Genomic DNA, 14,814 nt, shown 5'->3' with positions numbered 1-14,814 from the left:
TCAGCCTCCGTTCATCACGATTGCGGGCCAGGGGCTGAGGAAGATCCCCAGCACTTCCTGGACCAGATACCAGACCACGCCCGCGGCCAGCGCCGCGACGGGCAGCAGGATATGCAGCTTGCGCTCGCCGAGAATGCAGGCGCCGGCAGCGAGGAAGCCGACCGTGGCGGGCAGGAAGCCCGCCGGGCGCAGCAGCAGCGCATAGGCCGCCATCAGCGCCAGCAGTGCCAGCGCCTGTCCCAGTTTGTAATCGGTCAGGCGGCGGTAGTTGATGTCCATAGGCTTGGGGTCCTCCGCGCCTTTCTCGAACCCGAGCAGTACGAACAGCGCCGCCAGCACGGCCATCACCGACAGGATCTTGGGGAAGGTGCTTGGCCAGATCGGGTTGTGTCTCATGAAGGGGGGCAGGGCAGCGTCCATGGTGAAGAACGCGGCATAGCCGTAGGCGAGGCAGATCATCAGGATGACCAGGGCAATCCATCTGTCGAGGGCCATGTGCTCCTCCGGGTGTCTTGTGTGGTTTCAATCGGGCCGGGGGCGCTGCCCCCGCCGCGCGCGGCGCGGTTCTCCCGGGCTATTCCGGGCAAGAGGAAAGGGTTCGTTGACCGCCGTCCGCGGCGCCTGAGGTGCGGGACCGGCCGGGCGCCGATGACCGCGCAAGGCGAGGGTTGTGCCTTGACCGGCACGGGAAGGCAGGCGTCTTCCCTTCCTCTTGCTGCAAATACCCTGGAAGCGCGAGGGCAGAGCCACCGCACGGCCGCGGGGTGCCGGATCAGAGGAAGCCGAGCTTCTTCATCAGGTTGCCGATCACCTGCTCCTGTTCCTCCAGGAAGGCGCGGAAGTCGTCGCCCGAGTTGTGGATGTTCACCCAGCCGTTGCGGCTGCGAACTTCTTCCCACTCCGGCGTTTCGTACATTTTCGCAAGCGCCTCCTGGTAGGCGGCCAGCTTGTCTTCGGGCAGGCCGGGAGCCGCGAAGAAGCCGCGCCAGTTGACGAATGTGGTGTCGAGCCCCTGCTCTGTCATAGTGGGGGCGTCGGGATAGCTGTCCACCCGCTCTTCCGCTGTGACGCCGATGATCTTGATCTCGCCGGCATTGGCCAGGTCGATCGCTTCGGAAAACCCGGTGCTGAGCGCCGCGATCTCGCCCGACAGCAGCGCCGCCATCGCCTTGCCGCCCGCGTCATAAGGGATGTATTTCACTGCCGTCGGGTCCTCGCCCGCGGCTTCCATCACCATGGCCGCGACCAGGTGATCCATGCCGCCCGGAACCGAGCCGCCGCCAACGGCGGTGCCGCGCGGGTCCGCCTTGTAGGCGTCCAGCAGGTCCTGCATCGAGTTGATCGGGCTGTCCTTGCCGACCACGATGGCCGCATAGTCGCCGATGGTGCCGGCCACCAGCGTCAGGTCGCGGAAGTTCTGCGGGAACACGCCGGTCAGCGAGCGGATCACGATCGGGGTGGAGTTCACCATCAGGGTGCCGTGCTGGCTGGCGGCGTTTTCGATCAGATAGCCGATCGCCTTGCCGCCGCCGCCGCCGGACATGTTCTCGTACGACGCCTTGCCGACTAGGCCGGATCCGGTCAGCGCTTCGCCGGTGCCGCGGGCGGTGCCGTCCCAGCCGCCGCCTGCGCCGCCCGGAATCAGGAAATGGATGCTGTCCAGAACCTTTTCCCCGGCCGCCGCCGGTGTGCCAAAGGCCAATGCTGCCGCTGCAGCCGCAATCGCGGCCCGGCGCGTCAGGGTCCATGTGTTCATTTTGTCCTCCCATTTGACAAATCGCGGTCCCGCCGCTCATGACTGAAAGGGAGCACAGCAAGCTGACATGGACCTGTCACGGCCTGTCAGGAACCGCTTGGAAAGGGCCTGCACCCATGCGCTTCCTTCTGGTTGAGGATAACGAAAGCCTGGCGAATGCCATTCTGGACCGGCTGCGGCTGGACGGGCATGTGGTGGATCACGCACCCGACGCCGGAACCGCCGCAGCGTTCTCTGATACCACAGATTATGATCTGATTTTATTGGATATTATGCTTCCGGACGGGGACGGCCGCAGTTTTCTGAAAGCCCACCGGGAGCATCAGAAGGAAACCCCTGTCATCGTCCTGACGGCGCGATCCGAGGTCTCGGACCGGGTCGGGATGCTGGATCTCGGCGCGGATGACTACATCACCAAACCGTTCGATTTTTCCGAGCTCGAAGCCCGCTGCCGGGCTGTGCTGCGCCGCCGCGGCGGCGGCAGTTCCAACCTGCGGCGATTCGGGAATTTGCAGTTCGACCCGATGGCCGGGACGGTTTCAGCCGGCGGCAGAACCATCACCCTGCGCAACAAGGAGCTCCGCCTGCTGGAGGTGTTTCTGAATGCGCCGGACCGGATCTTGTCCAAATCGAAACTGGTGGACCGGCTGTTTTCCTATGACGAGGACGTTTCGGAGAACGCCATCGAAGTTTATGTCGCCCGGCTGCGCAAGCATCTGGCCGGTTCCGGGGTGCAGATCACCACGGTGCGCGGGCTCGGGTACCGGCTGTCGCTGGGATGAGCGCCGGCGTCAATGTCAGCGGTTCGATCCGCCGCCGCCTGCTGGTGCAGCTTGTGGGCAGCGCTGCGCTGCTGGCAGCGCTGCTGTTTATCGCGGTGCTGGCGTTTGTCCGCAATGTCGCCGAGGAAAGCCACGACAGGATCCTGCTGGCCTCGGCAACCTCCATTCTGGATTCAGTTTCCGTCCAGTCGGGAGAGCTCACGGCGGACATCCCCTATGCCGCGCTGTCGATGCTGGGCAATGTCAGCGACGACAGGGTCTTCTACCGGATCACACACCCCGGCGGCACGCTGACCGGCTATGACGATTTGCCCGTTGGCGGTGTCCCGGTGCAGCCGGGGCAGCCGGTCTTCGAAAGTGCCCGCTACAAGGGCGAAGGCATCCGGGCCGTGACCATTTCCCGGAGGCTGTCGGTGCAGGGTGTGCCTGTGCCGGTTCAGGTTTCGGTGGCGCAGACCCGCTTGGGGCAAGCGACGCTGCTGGAGCAGCTGGTCTGGTCGGCGCTTTATATCGGCGCGGGCTTTTTTGTGCTGGCATCCGCGCTTGCCTTCTGGTCGGCCCAATCAAGCATTAAGCCGCTCCGGTCGCTGACGGAGGCGGTCTCCCGGCGCGGCCCGAAGGACCTGCGCCCGGTCACCCGCCCGGTGCCGGCCGAAATGTCGCCGCTGGTGTCCTCGCTCAACAGTTTCATCAGCCGCCTGCAGGCCTCGCTGGCGCGGTCGGAAGATTTCATTGCAGAGGCCGCGCACCGGGTGCGGACGCCGCTGGCTACTGTGCGCACCCAGGCCGAAACCACCTTAATGCGGGTGGAAAAGGAGAAGAACCGTGCCAGCTTGCGCGAAATGATCCGCGCCATCGACGAAAGCTCCCGCGCGGCCGGGCAGCTGCTGGATCATGCGATGGTGTCGTTCCGCACGGACAGCTTGGAGCTGAAGGAGGTCAATTTGACCGAACTCGCGCGGGATCTGACCGAACGGCTGCAGCCGGTGGCAGAGCTGAAGGACATTGCCCTGCATTTCGAAGGCGGCAGCCCGGTCTGCATCCAAGGCGATGGCATTCTGCTGCAGAACGCTGTCCGTAATATCCTGGACAATGCCATCAAATATTCCGGGCAGGACAGCGAGGTCTGGGTACGGGTGGCCGGGTCCGGCGCTCAACAGAAGATTGAAGTCGAGGATCAGGCCGGCGGCTTTGGCGGCGAAGACACCGAGGCGCTGACCCGCCGTTTCGTCCGCGGGGCGAACGCCAAGGATACAATCGGATCGGGGCTGGGGCTCACCATTGCCCGCGAAGTGGCCGAAGCCCATGGCGGCAGCCTGATTATCAAGAACAGCCAGACAGGAGCAGGCGCATGCGTCACGCTTTGTTTTCCCTCGCACTGACTTTTCTGGCCATTGCAGCCCAGTCCGCAGCCGGCTTTGAAGTGGAGGAGCGGCACTGGATCGGGCCCCAGGACGGCACGCCGCTGCGGGTGATTTCGACCACGGACACGGAGATTCTGGCGCCGCTGATCAAAAGTTATCTGCTGCAGAATCCCGGGGTTGCCGTCGACTACACCGTGGCCAACAGCAGCGAGGTCATGAAGGCGGTCCTGGAAGGTGAGGAACGGTTCGACATTGCCCTGTCCTCGGCCATGGACCTGCAAACCAGGCTGGCGAATGACGGTTTCACCCTGCCGCACAGGTCGGCCGCGACGGCGCTTATCCCTGAATGGGGCGAATGGCGCAGCCATGTGTTTGCATTTTCGCTTGAACCGGCGTCGATCGTGCTGTCGGCGTCTGCCTTTGCCGGTGCCGGCGTGCCCCGGACACGTCAGGACCTGATTGCCCTGCTGCGCGCGCAGCCGGAGCGTTTCCGGGGCCGGGTCGGCACCTATGATGTGTCGGTCAGCGGGCTGGGATACCTGTTTGCGACACAGGATGCCCGCACTGCCGAGGCCTATTGGCGGCTGATGGAAGTGCTCGGCAGCCTGGAGCCTCAGCTGCACTGCTGCTCTGCCAGCATGATAGAGCGTGTCGCGTCGGGTGAGCTTCTGGTGGCCTACAACGTCCTTGGCAGCTACGCCCGGGCGCGGCAGGATCTGGCGGGCAAGATCGTCGTGGTGGACCCGGAAGACTATACCAACCTCATGATGCGCTCTGCCGTGCTGCTGAAGGGCGGCAGCCATCCCGAGCTCGCCAGGATGTTTGCCGACCATCTGATCTCGGCTGCCTGGTCGCAGCCCCCGGCAGCGGACTACCCGTTCAGCAAGCCGCCAGTCGCTTTTGTGGATTCCGCCAGCCCGAAGCGGCCCATTCAATTGGGGCCTGGGCTGCTGGTGTACCAGGATGCCGAAAAGCGCCGCCGGTTTATGGCTGAATGGTTCAGCGCAGTGCGAAAGAAATAGCGCAATCACCTGCGGTCCGCAGCTTTCAGGTGTGAAAGATTAACCGGCCTGTCACGCCGGTTCCCGGGACGGGTTTGCGGCAATGTGCCAAACCGGGGTTCCGTCCGGCGGCCCGGCGCGCCCGCTTCCGGAGAACTTGGCAACCGAGGGTGCTGATTAAGGTGGTTTGCGCCTGAAGGGTATCACCCGAGACCCCCGCCATCATCGACAGACTCCAGCCGGGGCGGGCAATCTGCATTCCAACGAAACATGCAGATGTGGTGACCTCCGTGACAAAGATCGACCAGATCGAGACGATGATACTCGACATCCCCACCATCCGCGGCCACGTGCTGTCCATGGCGACGATGCGGGTGCAGACGGCCGTTCTGGTCCGGATCGCGTTCTCGGACGGCTCCGAGGGCATCGGCGAGGGCACCACTATCGGCGGGCTGAGCTATGGCGCGGAAAGCCCGGAAGGCATCCAGTCCGCCATCGACACCTATATCGCCCCGGCGCTGCTGGGCTGTGACGCGGACAACGTGAACGGGGCAATCCAGCGGATCGACAAGGTGGCCAAGGGCAACCGGATCGCCAAGACGGCAGTGGAAACCGCGCTGTGGGACGGTCTGGGCAAGCGCCTGGGCGTGCCGGTCTCGCAGCTTTTCGGCGGGGCCGTGCACGGCAACCTGCCGGTGGCCTGGACGCTGGCCTCCGGCAATTCCGAGACCGATATCGCGGAAGCCCGCGAGATGATCGAAGCGCGCCGCCACAACATCTTCAAGCTGAAGATCGGCAAGCGTCCGGTGCGCGAGGATGTGGCCCATGTGGCGCGGATCAAGGACGCCGTCGGCGATGCCGCCAGCATCCGCGTCGATGTGAACACCGCGTGGTCGCTGCAGGACGCGCGCTGGGGGCTGAGGGGGCTGCAGGAGGCGGGCTGCGAGCTGGTCGAGCAGCCGGTGCCGGCCCGCTATCACCGCGCCATGGCGGAGCTGACCCGCGGCTACGAGATCGCGGTGATGGCAGACGAGGCGCTGAATGGGCCGGAGGATGCCCTGGCGGTGGCCGATGCCCATGCTGCGGATGTGTTTGCTGTCAAGGTGGCGCAGTCCGGCGGGCTGAAGCGGGCGTCGGAAGTGATTGCCATCGCCCAGGCGGCGGGACGCGGCCTTTATGGCGGCACGATGCTGGAAACCGGGCTGGGAACTGCGGCGGCGCTGCAGCTGTTTTCCACTGTCGAGACCCTGCATTGGGGCACCGAGTTCTTCGGCCCGCTGCTGCTGACCGGGGAGATCCTGGCCGAGCCGATCGCCTATCGCGATTTCTGTGTCGAGATCCCGCGCGGCCCCGGCATCGGCGCGGCGCTGGACCCCGACAAGATCGCATTTTTCCGCCGGGATGGCGGCCGGACCCTGAAAACCGCCGCCGGGCAATAGCCCGCGGCACGACATCAAAGCCAGCCCGACGCCCCTCAGGCGCCGCGGCTGTCAGGAGGAGGACGACTGATGTTCACACAATCCAATCTCGACGCATTCGAGGCCCGTCTCGACGGTGCGATCCAGGACGATCCTGAAAACGGCGTGTTCCGCTGCCGCCGGGACATCTTCACCGACGAAGAGCTGTTCGAGCTTGAAATCAAGCACATTTTCGAAGGCAACTGGATCTACATGGCGCATGAAAGCCAGATCCCGGAGCCGGGCGATTATTTCACCCTGACGATGGGCCGCACGCCGGTGGTCATCACTCGCGACAAGGACGGTGAACTGCATGCGCTGGTCAATGCCTGTTCGCACCGCGGCGCGCAGCTGTGCCGGTTCAAACGCCGCAACCAGAAGACCTTTACCTGCCCGTTCCACGGCTGGACCTTCTCGAACACCGGCAAGCTCCTCAAGGTCAAGGACCCCAAGGGCGCAGGCTATCCCGAGCAGTTCAACAAGCACGGCAGCCACGATCTGACCAAGGTTGCCCGCTTTGAGAACTACCGCGGTTTCCTGTTCGGCTCGCTGAATGCGGATGTGCAGCCGCTTGAGGAGTATCTCGGCGAGGCGCGCAAGATGATCGATATCATGGTCGATCAGGCCGACGAGGGGCTGGAGGTGCTGCGCGGGTCCTCGACCTACACCTACGACGGCAACTGGAAGCTGCAGGCCGAAAACGGCGCCGACGGCTACCACGTCTCCGCCGTGCACTGGAACTATGTCGCGACCACTGCGCACCGCACCGACGATGGCAAGGAAGACCAGATCAAGGCGACCGATGCCTCGAAATGGGCCAAGCAGCGCGGCGGGTTTCACGCCTACGACAACGGACACATCCTGCTGTGGACCGAATGGGCCGATCCGACCAACCGCCCCGGATATCCGCGGCTGGCGGAATGGACCGAGAAATACGGGAAGACCAAGGCGGAATGGATGGTCGGCGTTCTGCGCAACCTCTGCCTTTATCCGAACGTTTTTTTTATGGATCAGTTCAGCAGCCAGATCCGCGTGTTTCGCCCGGTCAGCGTGAACGAGACCGAGGTGACGATCTACTGCATCGCCCCCAAGGGCGAGAGCCAAGAGGCCCGCAGCCGCCGCATCCGCCAGTACGAGGACTTCTTCAACGCCTCCGGCATGGCAACGCCGGATGACACCGAGGAATTCCGGGCCACGCAGCGCGGCTATGCCGGCGCGGCCCATGCCCAGTGGAACGACCTAACCCGCGGCGCGACCCAGTGGATCGAAGGCCCGGACGAGGACGCCAAGGCGCTCGGCATCAATCCGGTTCTTTCCGGCGCCCGCACCGAAGACGAGGGGCTCTTCGTCATCCAGCACAGCAACTGGTCCGAGCGCATGGGCGAAGCCATCGCCAAGGAACGCGCCACGGCGCCTGAGGCACGCACCGCGGCCGAGTGAGGAGGAAAAGACATGACCACCGAAACGCTTGAACGCACTGGCACCAGCCCGGCAATGAATTACGAAGCCATCCAGGCCTTTCTCTTTGCCGAGGCCCGTGCGCTGGATGACCGGGACTGGGACACCTGGCTGACGTTCTATCACGCAGACTGCCCGTTCTGGATGCCAGCCTGGGATGACTACGACACGCTCACGGAAGATCCGCAGAACGAGATGTCGCTGATGTACTACCCCAACAAGCAGGGCATCGAGGACCGGGTGTTCCGCATCAAGACCGACCGCTCCTCGGCGACCTCGCTGCCGGAACCGCGCACCTGCCATTACCTGTCGGGGATCGAGGTGCTGAGCCGCCAGGGTACGGAGATCAAGCTGCGCTTCAATTGGCACACGCTGAGCTTCCGTTACGGCAAGACCGACCAGCACTGGGGCACGTCCTTCTACATGATCGACGCGAGCGGGCCAAAGCCGCTGATCATCGACAAGAAGGTGGTTCTGAAGAACGACCTCATCCACCACGTGATCGACGTCTACCACATCTGATCCGGGCCATTCCGGGAGCCAAAAGACCTCCGCGCATCCCCGGCAGGGTGCGCGGCCAAGGGAGGAGCATGCCATGACAAGCTACAAAGTTGCCCTGAATTTCGAGGATGGTGTCACCCGCGTCATCCAGTGCGATGACGACGAGAAGGTGACCGATGCGGCCTTCCGTCAGAAGATCAACCTGCCGATGGATTGCCGCGACGGGGTCTGCGGCACCTGCAAGTGCTTTGTTGAGAAGGGCGAGTACGAGCTGGAATTCTTCATGGATGAGTCCATGAGCGACGATGAGGCGGAACAGGGCTATGCGCTGACCTGTCAGATGACGCCGGAAAGCGACTGCGTGGTGCGCGTCCCGGTACCCTCCGCGGCGTGCAAGACCGCGCCGGAGGCCGTCGAGGGCGAGGTGCTGGGGGTGGACCGCCTGTCGGAGACGTCTTTCGGGCTGCGGGTGAAGCTGGCCAAACCGATCGGCTTCCTGCCCGGTCAATACGTGAACGTCACCATTCCGGGCACGGGCAAGCACCGGTCCTATTCCTTCTCCTCTGCACCCGGAGCCGACGAGGCCGCGTTTCTGATCCGCAATCTGCCCGGGGGCGTGATGAGCAGCTATCTGGGCGAGCGGGCCAAGGCCGGCGACAGCGTCACGCTGACCGGGCCGATGGGCGCGTTTTACCTGCGCCCGATCGAGCGCGCGCAGCTGTGGCTGGCCGGCGGCACCGGCCTGGCGCCGTTCCTGTCGATGCTGGAGCAGGTCGCAGAGCAGGGGGCGGATCACCCCATCGTGCTGTATTACGCGGTGACCCGCGCCGCCGATCTGGTGGAACTGGAGCGCGTGCAGGAGCTGGCCGAAAAGATCGGCAATGTCACCGTGATCACAATTCTGGCCGCCGAGGAAGACGCGCATGAGCGCAAGGGCTTTGTCACCGATCATGTCACCGCCGGTGATCTGAACGGCGGCGACTGCGATGTGTACCTCTGCGGCCCGCCGCCGATGGTGGATGCGGTGCGGGGCCACTTCGCCAAGCTGGGGGTCGAGCCTGCGAATTTCTACTTCGAGAAGTTCAACCCGACCGAAGCAGAGGCGGAAGCCGCATGAGCCGCCGGTTTTATGAAAAAGTCATGGTCGTGACCGGCGCGGCCCAGGGCATCGGCCGCCGGGTTGCCGAACGGGCCGCGGCGGAGGGCGCCCGGGTGCTGATCGTGGACCGCTCCCCCGCGCGCGAGGAGGCGGCGGAGGCAATCCGCAGCGCGGGCGGCACGGCGCAGGCGGTCGCTGTTGATCTGGAAACCTGGGGGGGCTGCGCGGAGGCGATGCAGGCGGCCGTGGACCTGTGGGGCCGGATCGACATTCTGGTCAACAATGTCGGCGGCACGATCTGGGCCAAACCGTTTGAGCATTACGAGCCGCAGCAGATCGACGCCGAGGTACGCCGGTCGCTTTTCCCGACGCTCTACTGCTGCCGCGCCGCGATAGAGCATATGCTGCCGCAGGGCTCGGGGGTAATCGTCAACGTGTCGTCCATCGCCACGCGCGGGCTGAACCGCGTGCCTTACGCGGCCGCCAAGGGCGGTGTGAATGCGATCACGGCGAGCCTGGCCTGGGAAGTGGCCGAGCGCGGCATCCGCGTGGTGGCCGCCGCGCCGGGCGGCACCGAGGCGCCGCCGCGCGTCGTCCCGCGCAATCCCAATGCCGAGGAAGAACAGCGCGAAGACTGGTACAACACCATTGTCGATCAGACGGTGCAGTCGTCGCTGATGAAACGCTACGGCACGCTCGACGAACAGGCCGGCCCGATCCTGTTCCTGGCGTCGCAGGACGCATCCTACATCACCGGCGTCACGGTGCCGGTGGGGGGCGGAGATCTCGGCTGACGCCGAGCCGGGCAGGCCCTGAGGAGAGGGCCGCAAAACCAACAGGAGGAAATCATCATGAAACGCGCAATCCTGGCGGCCCTCGGGCTCGCCACCAGTCTCGCTGTGCCTGCAGCCGCAGAGGAGAACATCAAGGTCGGCCTGCTGCTGCCGTTCTCGGGCGTCTATGCCGCGCTTGGCAACGACATCGAGGCGGGATTCAGCGTCGCCCTGGAACAGTTCGGCAGCGAGGCCGGCACCGGGTTCGACATCGTCCGCGAGGACACCGAAGTGAAGCCGCCAGTGGCGCTTGGCAAGGCCAAGAAGCTGATCCTGCAGGACAAGGTGGACGTGATGGCGGGCGTCGTCAGCTCGGGTGTTCTGGGGGCAGTGCGCGACATGGTGCATGGCGCCGGGGTGCCGCTGATCGTCGCCAACGCCGGCAATGACGAGGCCACCGGCACCAGCTGCTCGCCCTATATCACCCGGATGTCCTTTTCCAACGGGCAGGTGAACCGTCCGATGGGGCAGTGGATGTACGATCAGGGCATCCGCAAGGTCTATACGCTGGCGCCGGACTATGCGGCGGGCCGCCAGATGATCGGGGGCTTTGCCGGGACCTTTACCGCCGCGGGCGGGGAGATCGTCGGGCAGGATTTCACCCCGTTTCAGAAGACCCAGGATTTCGGCCCCTACCTGGCGCAGGCCAAGGCCAGCGGCGCCGATGCGGTCTATGTGTTCTATGCCGGCGGCGAGGCGATTTCCTTTGTCAAACAATACGACAGTTTCGGGCTGAAGGCGGATCTGCCGCTCTACGGCTCCGGCTTCCTGACCTCGCCGCTGTATGTCAACGCCGAAGGCCCGGCCGCCGAGGGGGTGATCACCGCGCTGCATTACGTGCCGACGCTGGACAACGCGGCCAACGCCGCCTTTGTCGCGGCCTTCGAGGCCAAGACAGGGCGCCTGCCGTCGGAATTCGCCGTGCATGGCTATGACGCGGCCCGCGCATTGGTCGAGGCCGCCAAGGCAGGCGCGCGTGACCGCGCATCGCTGGCCGACGCGCTGCGCCAGGTCAGCTTTGACGGCCCGCGCGGCAAGCTGTCGATCGACTCGGCCACCAACAACATCGTGCAGCCGGTTTACGTCTACGAGACCGTGGCGGGCGAAGGCGGGCTTACCCAGAAAGTGCTGGCCGAGCTGCCCGCCGAGGCCGACCCGGCCAACGGCTGCGAGATGGCTCCCGTCTCCAACTGACACTGCGGCCCGGCCGCCACGCGTGCGGCCGGGCCCCTACTCCGAGGAGGGCCTCTCATGGCACATGATCTTGGTTTCTGGACGCTTCAGGCGCTGAATGCGCTGCAACTGTCCATGCTGCTTTTCCTGCTTTCCATCGGCCTGACGGTCATCTTCGGGCTGATGCACTTCGTCAACCTTGCGCATGGATCGCTCTATGCGCTGGGGGCTTACTTTGCCGCCTCGCTGGCTGCCATCGGCGGCTACTGGATGGGGTTCTTTCTGGCGCCCGTCGCCGTGGCCGGAGTGGGCATTCTGCTCTACTCCGGGCTGATCCGGCGGATGCGCAAGTCCGGTCCGATGGCGCAAGTGCTGGTGACCTTCGGGCTGATCTTCGTGATGCTTGATCTGACACGGATCTTCTGGGGCGATCTGGCGCTGGCCATCGATGTGCCGACGTTGTTTGCCGGCCGGGTGGAACTGCTGGGCATCGAGTATCCCGCCTACCGGCTGTTCATCATAGGTCTCGGCCTGGCGATTTTCGCGGCGCTGGCGTTTGTGCTGGGCCGCACCCAGATCGGCGCGATGATCCGGGCCGGTGTCGACAATGACGCCATGGCGTCCTGTCTCGGGATCAACGTCGAGCGGCTGTTCTTCATCGTCTTCTGTGTCGGCTGCGCGCTGGCGGGGCTTGCCGGGGTTGTCGCGGCGCCGCTTCTCAGCGTGACGCCGGACATGGGGCTGCAGATCCTGATCCCGACGCTGATCGTGATCGTCATCGGCGGTCTCGGCTCGCTCAAGGGCGCGATTGCTGGGTCGCTGATCTATGGTTTCGTTCAGACCTTCGGTGCAGTGCTGGCGCCGCAGCTTGCCTCTGTCCTCATCTATGCCCTGCTGGCGGCGGTCCTTGTGATCAAGCCCGTGGGCCTGTTTCCCGCGAAAGGATAAGCCGATGTTTCGTCACAACGCGCTTCGCTGCACGGTGCTGTTGCTGCTGGCCGCCGCGGCCCTGTTCCAAGCCCTGACGGCCGGGTATTTCGGGCTGGAAATCCTGACCGAGATCCTGATCCTCGCCATTCTTGTGCTGGCGCTCGACATCGCCGCGGGTTTTGGCGGCATGGTGTCGCTGTGCCACGGCGCGCTGATGGGCGTGGGCGCATATGCCTATGCCATCCTGTCGGCCAAGGCGGGGCTTTCGCCGCCGGTGGCGATGGCGGCTGCCCTTGCGCTGACTGGCGGCTGCGCCTGGGTCATCGGCGCCATCTGCGCGCGCAGCCATGGCATCTATTTCATCATGGCGACGCTGGCCTTCGGCCAGATGGCCTATTCCTATGTGTTTGAAGCGCCGGTTTTTGGCGGCGATGACGGGCTGGGCGGCATCGCCCGGCTGGATCTGAGCCTGATCGGCGTGGACCTGAACGACAGCCGCAGCTTCGCGCTGTTCTGCCTTGCGGTGCTTGGTGCCGTCTATGGCGCGTCAGTGCTGATCCTGCGCTCCGGGCTGGGCCGGTCGCTGGCCGGCGTGATGCACAACGAGCAGCGGATGCGGGCGCTTGGCCTGACGGTCTGGCGGGTCAAGGCGGATGTGTTCGGGCTGTCGGGCATGATTGCGGGCCTCGCCGGGGTGCTGGCGGCGCAGCACGTCATGTATATCTCGCCCGGTCTGCTCAGCTGGACGGTGTCCGGCGAGGCGCTGGTGGTTGTCATCCTTGGCGGGCTGGGAACTCTGGTTGGCCCGCTGGTGGGTGCTGCTGCCTTTGTGCTGCTTAAACATGAGCTGAGCGCGCTGACCCCCCATTGGCACCTTGTCGTCGGTGTCATCCTGATCGCCGTGGTGATGAGCCGCGCCAATGGGATCTTCGGCTGGATCGAGGCCTGCTGGGGCGGGCGCGCCGAGCGCCGGGCGGCCAAGGCTGTGCGCAAACAAAAGACCAAGGAGGTGCTGAGCGATGCTTGAGACACGCAATCTGGACAAGAGCTTTGGCGCCGTCCACGTCACCCGCGATGTGTCGCTGAAGCTGGAGCGCGGCGAGCGCCGGGTGATCCTAGGGCCGAACGGGGCGGGCAAGACGACTCTGTTCAACCAGCTGGTCGGGGAGCTGACGCCCGACAGCGGCTCGGTTCATCTGGCGGGCGCGGATGTCACCGCGCTGCCGGTGGCGAAACGCGCCCGCCGCGGCCTGTCGCGCAGCTACCAGAAGAACACCCTGTTCGACGGGCTGACGGTGGAGGAAAACCTCGGTCTGGCCGCCGCGGTGCATACCGGCAGCGCGACGCAGCTTTGGTCGGACAGCCTGGCCAAGCCCGAGGTTCGCGAGATCGTCGAAGAGGTCGCCGAGCAGGTCAACCTGACGGACTTCCTGCAGGCCCGGGTGTCCGAGGTGAGCTATGGCGTGCGCCGCCAGCTGGAGGTCGGTGTGGCACTTGCTACCCGGCCGCATGTGCTGCTGATGGATGAGCCGACCAGCGGCGTCGGGCCGGAGATGGCGAAGGGGTTTCATGATCTGCTGAACAACCTGCCGCGGGATTTGACCCTGCTGATCATCGAGCATGACATGGACCTGGCCTTTGACGTGGCCGACACGATCACCGTGCTGAACTACGGCGAGGTGGTCTTTGACGGACTGCCGGAGGCGGCGCGGGGGTCCAGCCTGCTCAAGGAAATCTATCTGGGGAGCTGGGAAGATGCTTGAACTGAGCGGAATTGAGTCCGGCTATGGCGAAACGCAGGTCCTGCATGGCCTGTCGCTGGAAGCGCAACAGGGCAGGGTGCTCGCCATCCTTGGCCGCAATGGCGCGGGAAAATCCACCACGCTGAAAACCATCATGGGCCTGCTGCCGCTGAAATCCGGCAAGATCGTCTTTGAGGGCAAGCCGATCGCGCGGCAGCCGTATGACGTTGCCAAGAGCGGCATCGCCTATGTGCCTGAAACGCGGGACATCTTCCCGTCGCTGACAGTGCGCGAGAACCTCGAGATCGCCGCCAAGCGGTTCGGCGGCGCCGCGCCGGAGTGGACGATGGAGCGGGTGCTGGACCTGTTCCCCCGCCTTGGCGAACGCATGGACAACGGCGGCACCCAGCTGTCGGGCGGCGAACAACAGATGCTGGCGATTGCCCGCGGCTTGCTGATGAACCCGCGCCTTCTGATCCTGGACGAGCCGACCGAGGGGCTGGCGCCGATCATCGTGAAGCTGATCCATGACAAGCTGCAGGATCTGAAGGCCGCGGGGCTGCCGATGATCATCGTCGAGCAGAACTTCGGGTTCGCGACCTCGCTTGCGGATGACGTGGTGGTGGTCGGCAAGGGGCAGGCCGTCTGGACCGGCAGCGCAGAGGAAATCCGCGCCGACGAGGCCGCACAGCATACCTGGCTGGGCGTGTGAGCGGAC

Annotated in this window: 15 protein-coding genes; 13 read left to right on the top strand and 2 right to left on the bottom strand. The window is 65.0% G+C overall.

Going from position 1 to position 14,814, the window contains the following annotated elements:
• On the bottom strand, nt 1-495 hold the full coding sequence (locus KUV26_RS13105; protein ID WP_222508669.1) for a tripartite tricarboxylate transporter TctB family protein: 495 nt from the start codon (nt 493-495) through the stop codon (nt 1-3).
• A 277-nt stretch (nt 496-772) separates the two neighbouring features.
• A complete protein-coding gene (locus tag KUV26_RS13100; protein WP_222508668.1) occupies nt 773-1,756 on the bottom strand; it encodes a tripartite tricarboxylate transporter substrate binding protein in 984 nt (327 codons plus the stop codon).
• A gap of 116 nt (nt 1,757-1,872) precedes the next feature.
• Between KUV26_RS13100 and KUV26_RS13095 the strand changes: the two genes are divergently transcribed.
• The 13 genes from KUV26_RS13095 to KUV26_RS13035 all read left to right on the top strand — a co-directional run bounded on the left by KUV26_RS13095 (nt 1,873) and on the right by KUV26_RS13035 (nt 14,808).
• Complete coding sequence (locus tag KUV26_RS13095) at nt 1,873-2,538, top strand: response regulator transcription factor (RefSeq protein WP_222505717.1); 666 nt, start codon at nt 1,873-1,875, stop codon at nt 2,536-2,538.
• Entirely contained in the window at nt 2,535-3,920 is a 1,386-nt protein-coding gene (locus KUV26_RS13090; protein ID WP_222508667.1) for a sensor histidine kinase, read from the top strand. Before KUV26_RS13095 ends, KUV26_RS13090 begins: the two co-directional genes overlap by 4 nt.
• Nucleotides 3,890-4,924: an ABC transporter substrate-binding protein gene (locus KUV26_RS13085; protein ID WP_222508666.1), complete on the top strand. Its 1,035-nt coding sequence runs from the start codon at nt 3,890-3,892 to the stop codon at nt 4,922-4,924. Before KUV26_RS13090 ends, KUV26_RS13085 begins: the two co-directional genes overlap by 31 nt.
• 269 nt (nt 4,925-5,193) lie before the next feature.
• A complete protein-coding gene (locus KUV26_RS13080) occupies nt 5,194-6,342 on the top strand; it encodes a muconate/chloromuconate family cycloisomerase (protein WP_315900114.1) in 1,149 nt (382 codons plus the stop codon).
• Nucleotides 6,343-6,411: 69 nt separating this feature from the next.
• On the top strand, nt 6,412-7,800 hold the full coding sequence (benA, locus tag KUV26_RS13075; RefSeq protein ID WP_222508664.1) for a benzoate 1,2-dioxygenase large subunit: 1,389 nt from the start codon (nt 6,412-6,414) through the stop codon (nt 7,798-7,800).
• A 12-nt stretch (nt 7,801-7,812) separates the two neighbouring features.
• Nucleotides 7,813-8,340 carry a benzoate 1,2-dioxygenase small subunit gene (benB, locus tag KUV26_RS13070; protein ID WP_222508663.1) on the top strand — a complete coding sequence of 176 codons (528 nt, stop codon included), beginning with the start codon at nt 7,813-7,815 and terminating at the stop codon, nt 8,338-8,340.
• Between the two features lie 73 nt (nt 8,341-8,413).
• Nucleotides 8,414-9,436 (top strand): benzoate 1,2-dioxygenase electron transfer component BenC, encoded by a 1,023-nt coding sequence (gene benC, locus KUV26_RS13065; RefSeq protein WP_222508662.1) that lies wholly within the window; start codon nt 8,414-8,416, stop codon nt 9,434-9,436.
• Nucleotides 9,433-10,212 (top strand): benzoate diol dehydrogenase BenD, encoded by a 780-nt coding sequence (gene benD / locus KUV26_RS13060; protein WP_222508661.1) that lies wholly within the window; start codon nt 9,433-9,435, stop codon nt 10,210-10,212. The genes benC and benD overlap by 4 nt, the downstream gene beginning before the upstream one ends.
• A gap of 57 nt (nt 10,213-10,269) precedes the next feature.
• Nucleotides 10,270-11,445, top strand: a complete 1,176-nt coding sequence (locus KUV26_RS13055) for an ABC transporter substrate-binding protein (RefSeq protein ID WP_222508660.1) — start codon at nt 10,270-10,272, stop codon at nt 11,443-11,445.
• A 57-nt stretch (nt 11,446-11,502) separates the two neighbouring features.
• Complete coding sequence (locus KUV26_RS13050) at nt 11,503-12,372, top strand: branched-chain amino acid ABC transporter permease (protein ID WP_222508659.1); 870 nt, start codon at nt 11,503-11,505, stop codon at nt 12,370-12,372.
• Between the two features lie 4 nt (nt 12,373-12,376).
• Nucleotides 12,377-13,381: a branched-chain amino acid ABC transporter permease gene (locus tag KUV26_RS13045; protein WP_222508658.1), complete on the top strand. Its 1,005-nt coding sequence runs from the start codon at nt 12,377-12,379 to the stop codon at nt 13,379-13,381.
• Complete coding sequence (locus tag KUV26_RS13040; protein ID WP_222505701.1) at nt 13,374-14,117, top strand: ABC transporter ATP-binding protein; 744 nt, start codon at nt 13,374-13,376, stop codon at nt 14,115-14,117. Before KUV26_RS13045 ends, KUV26_RS13040 begins: the two co-directional genes overlap by 8 nt.
• A complete protein-coding gene (locus KUV26_RS13035) occupies nt 14,110-14,808 on the top strand; it encodes an ABC transporter ATP-binding protein (RefSeq protein ID WP_222508657.1) in 699 nt (232 codons plus the stop codon). Before KUV26_RS13040 ends, KUV26_RS13035 begins: the two co-directional genes overlap by 8 nt.
• Nucleotides 14,809-14,814: the final 6 nt, after the last annotated feature.

It is taken from the genome of Leisingera daeponensis, from assembly GCF_019801465.1.
Lineage (GTDB): Bacteria > Pseudomonadota > Alphaproteobacteria > Rhodobacterales > Rhodobacteraceae > Leisingera > Leisingera daeponensis_A.
The sequence above is the reverse complement of the archived record's forward strand: the minus strand, read 5'-3'. Positions and strand labels throughout refer to the sequence as shown.

Bases quoted from the DNA above. Each gene is read 5' to 3' on its own strand.
- KUV26_RS13105 (WP_222508669.1), bottom strand. From the start codon at position 495: ATGGCCCTCGACAGATGGATTGCCCTGGTCATCCTGATGATCTGCCTC.
- KUV26_RS13100 (WP_222508668.1), bottom strand. From the start codon at position 1,756: ATGAACACATGGACCCTGACGCGCCGGGCCGCGATTGCGGCTGCAGCG.
- KUV26_RS13095 (WP_222505717.1), top strand. From the start codon at position 1,873: ATGCGCTTCCTTCTGGTTGAGGATAACGAAAGCCTGGCGAATGCCATT.
- KUV26_RS13090 (WP_222508667.1), top strand. From the start codon at position 2,535: ATGAGCGCCGGCGTCAATGTCAGCGGTTCGATCCGCCGCCGCCTGCTG.
- KUV26_RS13085 (WP_222508666.1), top strand. From the start codon at position 3,890: ATGCGTCACGCTTTGTTTTCCCTCGCACTGACTTTTCTGGCCATTGCA.
- benA (WP_222508664.1), top strand. From the start codon at position 6,412: ATGTTCACACAATCCAATCTCGACGCATTCGAGGCCCGTCTCGACGGT.
- benB (WP_222508663.1), top strand. From the start codon at position 7,813: ATGACCACCGAAACGCTTGAACGCACTGGCACCAGCCCGGCAATGAAT.
- benC (WP_222508662.1), top strand. From the start codon at position 8,414: ATGACAAGCTACAAAGTTGCCCTGAATTTCGAGGATGGTGTCACCCGC.
- benD (WP_222508661.1), top strand. From the start codon at position 9,433: ATGAGCCGCCGGTTTTATGAAAAAGTCATGGTCGTGACCGGCGCGGCC.
- KUV26_RS13055 (WP_222508660.1), top strand. From the start codon at position 10,270: ATGAAACGCGCAATCCTGGCGGCCCTCGGGCTCGCCACCAGTCTCGCT.
- KUV26_RS13050 (WP_222508659.1), top strand. From the start codon at position 11,503: ATGGCACATGATCTTGGTTTCTGGACGCTTCAGGCGCTGAATGCGCTG.
- KUV26_RS13045 (WP_222508658.1), top strand. From the start codon at position 12,377: ATGTTTCGTCACAACGCGCTTCGCTGCACGGTGCTGTTGCTGCTGGCC.
- KUV26_RS13040 (WP_222505701.1), top strand. From the start codon at position 13,374: ATGCTTGAGACACGCAATCTGGACAAGAGCTTTGGCGCCGTCCACGTC.
- KUV26_RS13035 (WP_222508657.1), top strand. From the start codon at position 14,110: ATGCTTGAACTGAGCGGAATTGAGTCCGGCTATGGCGAAACGCAGGTC.